Below are 5,320 nucleotides of genomic sequence, written 5' to 3' on the forward strand. Positions count from 1 at the left end.
CCGGCGGGCCGTAACGATTGTGGGCACCGGTCATCACGAGGTGTCGCAGCCAGCTGTCCTCGGTCTGCCCCGCCGGCACGTTGAACGGTGGCAGCTTCGGGGCGATGAGCGCCAACCCGAACGCACATTGCTCGCCCAATTCGGCCGCGGCTGCCACCGTCCCGGGATGGTGGGCGAACAGGCGCGCCATCTCATCCCCTGACCGAAGGTGCGAACCACCAAGTGGCGCTAGCCATCCGCTCGCCTCATCCATCGAGTTGCGCGCCCGGATGGCTCCCATCGCCATGGCCAATCTGCCGCGGGCCGGTTCGGCGAAGTGCGCCGCGGTGGTGGCGACGACGCCAACGCCGAACCGCGGCGCCAACGCCGCGAGCTCGGCGTTGCGCTCGTCGTCGAGCGGATGGCCGTGGTGGGTCAGCTCGACACTCACCCGATCGGCCCCGAACCGGTCGACCAGCTCGGCGAGCGCCGCCGCGGCCGCCTCTGGGCCGCCGGCCGACAGCGCTTGGCGCACATGGCCTTTGCGGCATCCGGTCAGGACGTGCCAGTGCCCGCCCGCAGCTTCGGTCAACGCGTCGAAGTCGTAGCGCGGCTTGCCCTTCTCCCCGCCTGCCAGATGCGCCTTGGCGAGCTCCCGTGACAACCGTCGATACCCCTCGGGCCCACGCGCCAGGACCAGCAGGTGCGGCCCCGGCGGGTCGGGCACCTCGGTACGGGCGACGTTCCCCAACGAGAGCTCGGCGCCGAACACCGTCTGCACGTCGAGTTCCCTGGCCGCCTCGGCGAATCGGACCACCCCGTACAACCCGTCGTGATCCGTCAGCGCGATGGCCCGCAGATTCAGCCGGGCGGCCTCCTCGACCAATTCCTCCGGAGTACTGGCCCCGTCGAGGAAGCTGTACGCCGAGTGCGCGTGCAGCTCGGCGTACGGCGTCGAGCCGAGAGTCGAGCCGTCCCGCGTCCGATCCGGCGCCTCGTAGCTCCCGCGCTTGCGCGACCAGGCCGGGCTGTCACCACCGTCGCCGGTGGGCTCGGGAAGGCGTGACCCGGCCCGGCGCGGCTTGCCGGTGAGTACGCGTTCCATCTCGCCCCAGCTCGGCGGTCCATTATGCCAACCCACACATCCAGACTAGTCGAACACGTGTTCGATTACTACGGGCGGGAAGCGCTGCTTCACTGGTTAGGCGCACCTCTTGCCGATGACTTCGAGGAGCCGGACGAGTCAACACCGTAAGCAACCAGCCGACTGAAGGAAGACGACGATGCCGAACGAAACGACGATGCCGAACGAAACCTCCGCCACGGCCCTCCCCCCGGTTGTCGACCAGGACACCTGGCGCGCCGCCGTCGACGAACTGCGCGCGCGGGAGAAGGCAGCCACCCGCGAACTCGACGCGATCGCCGCCCAGCGCAGGCGGCTGCCCATGGTGGAACTGCCCGAGTACACATTGGTGGGGCCGGACGGCCCCGTCCGGTTGGCCGACGTCTTCGACGGTCGCAACCAGCTCATCGTCTACAACCACATGTGGTCGCCGGGCGCCGAGTGGCAGTGCGGCGGCTGCACGGGCTTCACGTCGCAGTTCACCCGACTGGAGTTCCTGGAGAACTACGACGCCCGATTCGTCATCGTGACCAATGGGGCCATCGAGGAGGCGTTGGCCTACAAGACCAAGGTCGGCAATCGGATGGACTGGTATTCGTCGTCGGAGAGTTCCTTCGGCTCCGACATGGGTGCGGCACCTGGAACCGGCTTCGCGGTCAACGTCTTTCTGCGTGACGGCGATACCGTCTACCGCACCTGGCACACCGACGGCCGCGGCACCGAACAGCTCAGCCACAGCTTCGCGCTGATCGACCTCCTACCGTGGGGCCGCCAGGAGGAATGGCAGGACTCCCCCGCCGGCTGGCCGAAATCGCCGACGTACTCGAATTGGCTCGACTCACCGGACATCGCGAAGGCCTACGGGTCAGAAGACAACGCATGACCACATCGATCGACGAGCATTACGTCGTCACCCGCACCATCGCGGCATCACCGGCGGCGATCTTCGCCGTGCTGACCGACCCGACCCGCCACAAGGACACCGAGCCGGGCGACTGGGTCCGCGATGCCGTGGACACCGAGCCGGTGACGGCGGAGGGGCAGATGTTCGCGGTGAACATGTTCTTGGAGCAGGCCGGCGGCCACTACGTCATGCACAACCTGGTCACGGCGTTCGACGAGAACCGCACCATTGCATGGCTGCCTGGGCAATTCGACGAGGCCGGCCAGCACAGTCCGGGCGGCTGGACGTGGCGCTACGACCTGGTGCCGAACGGCGCGGGTACCGACGTCACGCTCACCTACGACTGGAGCGGAACGGTGCAGGAGTTCCGCGACACCATCGGGGTGCCGGTGTTCGGTGAGGACTTCATCGAGCAGTCCCTTGCCGCCTTGGAACGCGCTGTGCGTTAGCCCAGTTCGGAATACCTGGCACCGTCACCCGGTAGATCTGAACATGACTCAGAAACTTCACGGCACGGTCGCACTGGTCACCGGCGCGAGCAGCGGCATCGGGGAGGCGACGGCTCTGGCGCTGGCCGCCGAAGGCGCATCCATCGCGCTCCTTGCGCGACGACGCGACCGGCTCGACGACCTCAAGGCACGCATCGAATCCTCCGGCGGTACCGCACTGACCGTCGAGGCCGACGTGTCCGATCAGCAGCAGGCCGCCGCAGCGGTGGGAACCGTGGTGACCGAACTGGGGCGCCTCGACACGGTGGTCAACAACGCCGGATTGATGTTGATCGGTCCTGTCGCCGAGGCCGACCCAGCGGACTGGGACAAGATGTTGAGCGTGAATGTGCAAGGGCTGCTCTACGTTACGCGCGCGAGTCTGCCGCACCTCATCACCGCGGCAGCCGATTCGCCGCGCGGCGTCGCCGACGTCGTCAACATCAGCTCTACCGCGGGACGCGTCGCGCGGCCCGGCACCGCCGTGTACGCCCTGACCAAGTTCGGCGTCGGCGCGTTCTCCGAGGCCATCCGGCAGGAGGTACTAGGCCAGCGGGTGCGAGTCGGCCTGGTCGAGCCGGGCACCGTGCAGACCGAGATCACGAACAACCTGACACCAGCCGAACGCGAAGCCATCGAGGCGCGCAGTCCCGGCATGGTGAAGCTGGAGCCCGCCGACATCGCCGACGCGGTGACCTACATCGTGACCCGTGATCGCCGCGTCGCGGTCAACGAGATCCTGGTGCGGGCGGCCGAACAGACCTGGTAGCAGCCTCCGTGCCGAACACCGCATGCCCCGGCTCGGTGCGCCACACCGACGTCGTCACGGTTAGTGCAACGGAATGTCGTGGCCGCTGCCCCGCTCGGATTCCGGGCGCGGCCCGAAGTACCTGCGGTCGGTCTCGTCGATGGCGATGTCGTTGATGCTGGCCTCCCGACGCCGCATGAGGCCCTGCTCGTCGAATTCCCATAGCTCGTTGCCATAGCTGCGGAACCACTGCCCAGCGGTGACATCTCCCGAGTCGCTTCGCTCCTGCCCGCCGGCGTCGCGCCACTCGTATTGAAAGCGAACCGCCATCCGATTCTCGCGAAAACCCCACAGACTCTTGCGAAGGACGTAGTCGAGTTCCCTGGCCCACTTGGCCGTCAGGAACTCGACGATCTCCGCCCGTCCCGTGACGAACTGATCGCGGTTGCGCCATTGCGAATCCTCGGTGTACGCCAGGCTCACCCGGTGGGGGTCCCGGGTGTTCCAGGCATCCTCGGCGGCCTGCACCTTGACGATCGCGCTCTCGAGATCGAAGGGCGGTAACGGTGGGCGCATCTAGTCCACGTATTCCGCGGTGCCGTCGTCGAGCACCACCCGCGCGTTCGACCCGTCGACTCCGGCAGCCTCCGTGCGGAACACCGCGTGCCCCGGCTCGGTGCGCCACACCGACGTCGTCAGCGTTTCGCCGGGGAACACCGGCGAGGTAAACCTGGCGCCGACCGCGGTGATCCTCTCCGCGTCCCCGCCACCGAGTTCGGCCACCAGAACCCGTCCGGCGACCCCGTAGGTGCAGAGTCCGTGCAGGATCGGCTTGGGGAAGCCAGCCAGGTTCTGCGCAAACCACGGGTCGCTGTGCAACGGGTTGCGGTCGCCCGACAGGCGATAGATCAGCGGCTGATCCTCGGTGGTCGGCAACGCGACCTTCGCGTCCGGCTCACGGTCAGGGATCTCCGGGGCGACGGGACGCTCGCCCGGCTGACCGCCGAAGCCGCCTTCGCCACGGATCACGGCGGTCGACACCGACTCGGCAATCACCTTCCCCGTCTCCGGATCGGTGCCGGTGCCCTTGAGCACCAGGATGGCGTTCTTGCCCTCGCCCTTGTCCTGGATATCGGCGACCTCGGAGGTCACGTTGAGCTTGCCCGAAGGGGGCAATGGCGCGTGCAGGCGAATCTGCTGCGAGCCATGCAGCAGCATGGCCCAGTTGAACGACCCGACCTCGGCCGCCGCACCCCATGCCGGGCAGGCGATGACGGCGTACGTCGGCAGCACCTGCTGGGTGATGTCGTGGCTGTTCTCGGTGGTGAACGCCAAGTCCTTGGTGCCGGCACCGACGCCGAGCGCATACAACAGGGTGTCGCGTTCAGTCCATTCGAACGCTTGCGGCGCGGACTTGGCACCGATGGCAGCTGGGTTGATCGGCATGCATTCTCCCTTGAAGGCGTTGGCGGCTCATTCGGACGATAGCGCGGCAGCGTGGAGCCCCTTAGGCGGCCCCACGATCGGGTCACACCTGGTTGACCTTTGCCTGAACAGGGGTGACCATGGCTCGCATGCGCTATGTCGTTACCGGCGGTACCGGGTTCATTGGCCGCCGCGTCGTGTCCGCGATCCTCTCCCGCAACGACGATCCCGAAGTGTGGGTCCTGGTGCGCCGGGAGTCCCTGTCCCGGTTCGAGCGGCTCGCCGAACGCTGGGGCGACCGAGCGAAACCCCTGGTCGGGGACCTTACCGCGACGGGCCTCGGACTCTCCCGCGAGACGATCGCCGAACTCGGATCCGTCGACCACGTGGTGCACTGCGGTGCGGTCTACGACGTCACCGCCGACGACTCGGACGCTGAAGCCGCAATGCGGAATGCCAACGTCGACGGCACCAAAGCGGTGATCGACCTCGCAAAGCGGGTGGACGCCACCCTTCACCACGTGTCGTCGATCGCGGTGGCAGGCACGTTCCCCGGCGAGTACACCGAGGAGGACTTCGACGTCGCGCAGGACCTGCCGACGCCGTATCACCAAACCAAGTTCGAGGCCGAGATGCTGGTGCGCGCCGCCCAG

General features: G+C 67.5%; 7 protein-coding genes. 4 read left to right on the forward strand and 3 right to left on the reverse strand.

Annotated elements, in window-relative coordinates; genetic code table 11:
* A partial coding sequence (locus tag QOD90_RS18165) for a PHP domain-containing protein (RefSeq protein ID WP_526352190.1) occupies positions 1–1,120 on the reverse strand: 1,120 nt, incomplete at its 3' end.
* 142 nt (positions 1,121–1,262) lie between these two features.
* Here QOD90_RS18165 and QOD90_RS18170 point away from each other — a divergent pair.
* Genes QOD90_RS18170 through QOD90_RS18180 form a run of 3 tightly spaced genes read left to right on the forward strand, consistent with a single transcriptional unit; the run spans position 1,263 to position 3,263 of the window.
* Complete coding sequence (locus QOD90_RS18170; RefSeq protein ID WP_526352192.1) at positions 1,263–1,985, forward strand: DUF899 domain-containing protein; 723 nt, start codon at positions 1,263–1,265, stop codon at positions 1,983–1,985.
* Positions 1,982–2,455 carry an SRPBCC family protein gene (locus QOD90_RS18175; protein WP_526352194.1) on the forward strand — a complete coding sequence of 158 codons (474 nt, stop codon included), beginning with the start codon at positions 1,982–1,984 and terminating at the stop codon, positions 2,453–2,455. The genes QOD90_RS18170 and QOD90_RS18175 overlap by 4 nt, the downstream gene beginning before the upstream one ends.
* Before the next feature lie 43 nt (positions 2,456–2,498).
* Entirely contained in the window at positions 2,499–3,263 is a 765-nt protein-coding gene (locus QOD90_RS18180; RefSeq protein WP_526352196.1) for an SDR family NAD(P)-dependent oxidoreductase, read from the forward strand.
* 60 nt (positions 3,264–3,323) lie between these two features.
* Here the strand turns inward: QOD90_RS18180 and QOD90_RS18185 are convergent, their stop codons facing one another.
* Together QOD90_RS18185 and QOD90_RS18190 are read right to left on the reverse strand one after the other, a co-directional pair.
* On the reverse strand, positions 3,324–3,818 hold the full coding sequence (locus QOD90_RS18185; protein WP_526352198.1) for a DUF1348 family protein: 495 nt from the start codon (positions 3,816–3,818) through the stop codon (positions 3,324–3,326).
* The gene (locus QOD90_RS18190) at positions 3,819–4,688 is read right to left on the reverse strand and encodes a MaoC family dehydratase (RefSeq protein ID WP_526352200.1); all 870 of its coding nucleotides are present in this window, start codon (positions 4,686–4,688) and stop codon (positions 3,819–3,821) included.
* 128 nt (positions 4,689–4,816) lie between these two features.
* On the opposite strand from QOD90_RS18190, the gene QOD90_RS18195 reads away from it, so the two are divergent.
* Positions 4,817–5,320: SDR family oxidoreductase (locus QOD90_RS18195; RefSeq protein WP_526352202.1), on the forward strand; the 504-nt coding region annotated here is incomplete at its 3' end.

Origin of the sequence: Mycobacterium sp., assembly GCF_032161845.1 — a bacterium.
Lineage (GTDB): Bacteria > Actinomycetota > Actinomycetes > Mycobacteriales > Mycobacteriaceae > Mycobacterium.

Coding starts and splice junctions, on each gene's coding strand:
- QOD90_RS18190 (WP_526352200.1), bottom strand. CDS start 4,688: ATGCCGATCAACCCAGCTGCCATCGGTGCCAAGTCCGCGCCGCAAGCG.
- QOD90_RS18185 (WP_526352198.1), bottom strand. CDS start 3,818: ATGCGCCCACCGTTACCGCCCTTCGATCTCGAGAGCGCGATCGTCAAG.
- QOD90_RS18180 (WP_526352196.1), top strand. CDS start 2,499: ATGACTCAGAAACTTCACGGCACGGTCGCACTGGTCACCGGCGCGAGC.
- QOD90_RS18175 (WP_526352194.1), top strand. CDS start 1,982: ATGACCACATCGATCGACGAGCATTACGTCGTCACCCGCACCATCGCG.
- QOD90_RS18170 (WP_526352192.1), top strand. CDS start 1,263: ATGCCGAACGAAACGACGATGCCGAACGAAACCTCCGCCACGGCCCTC.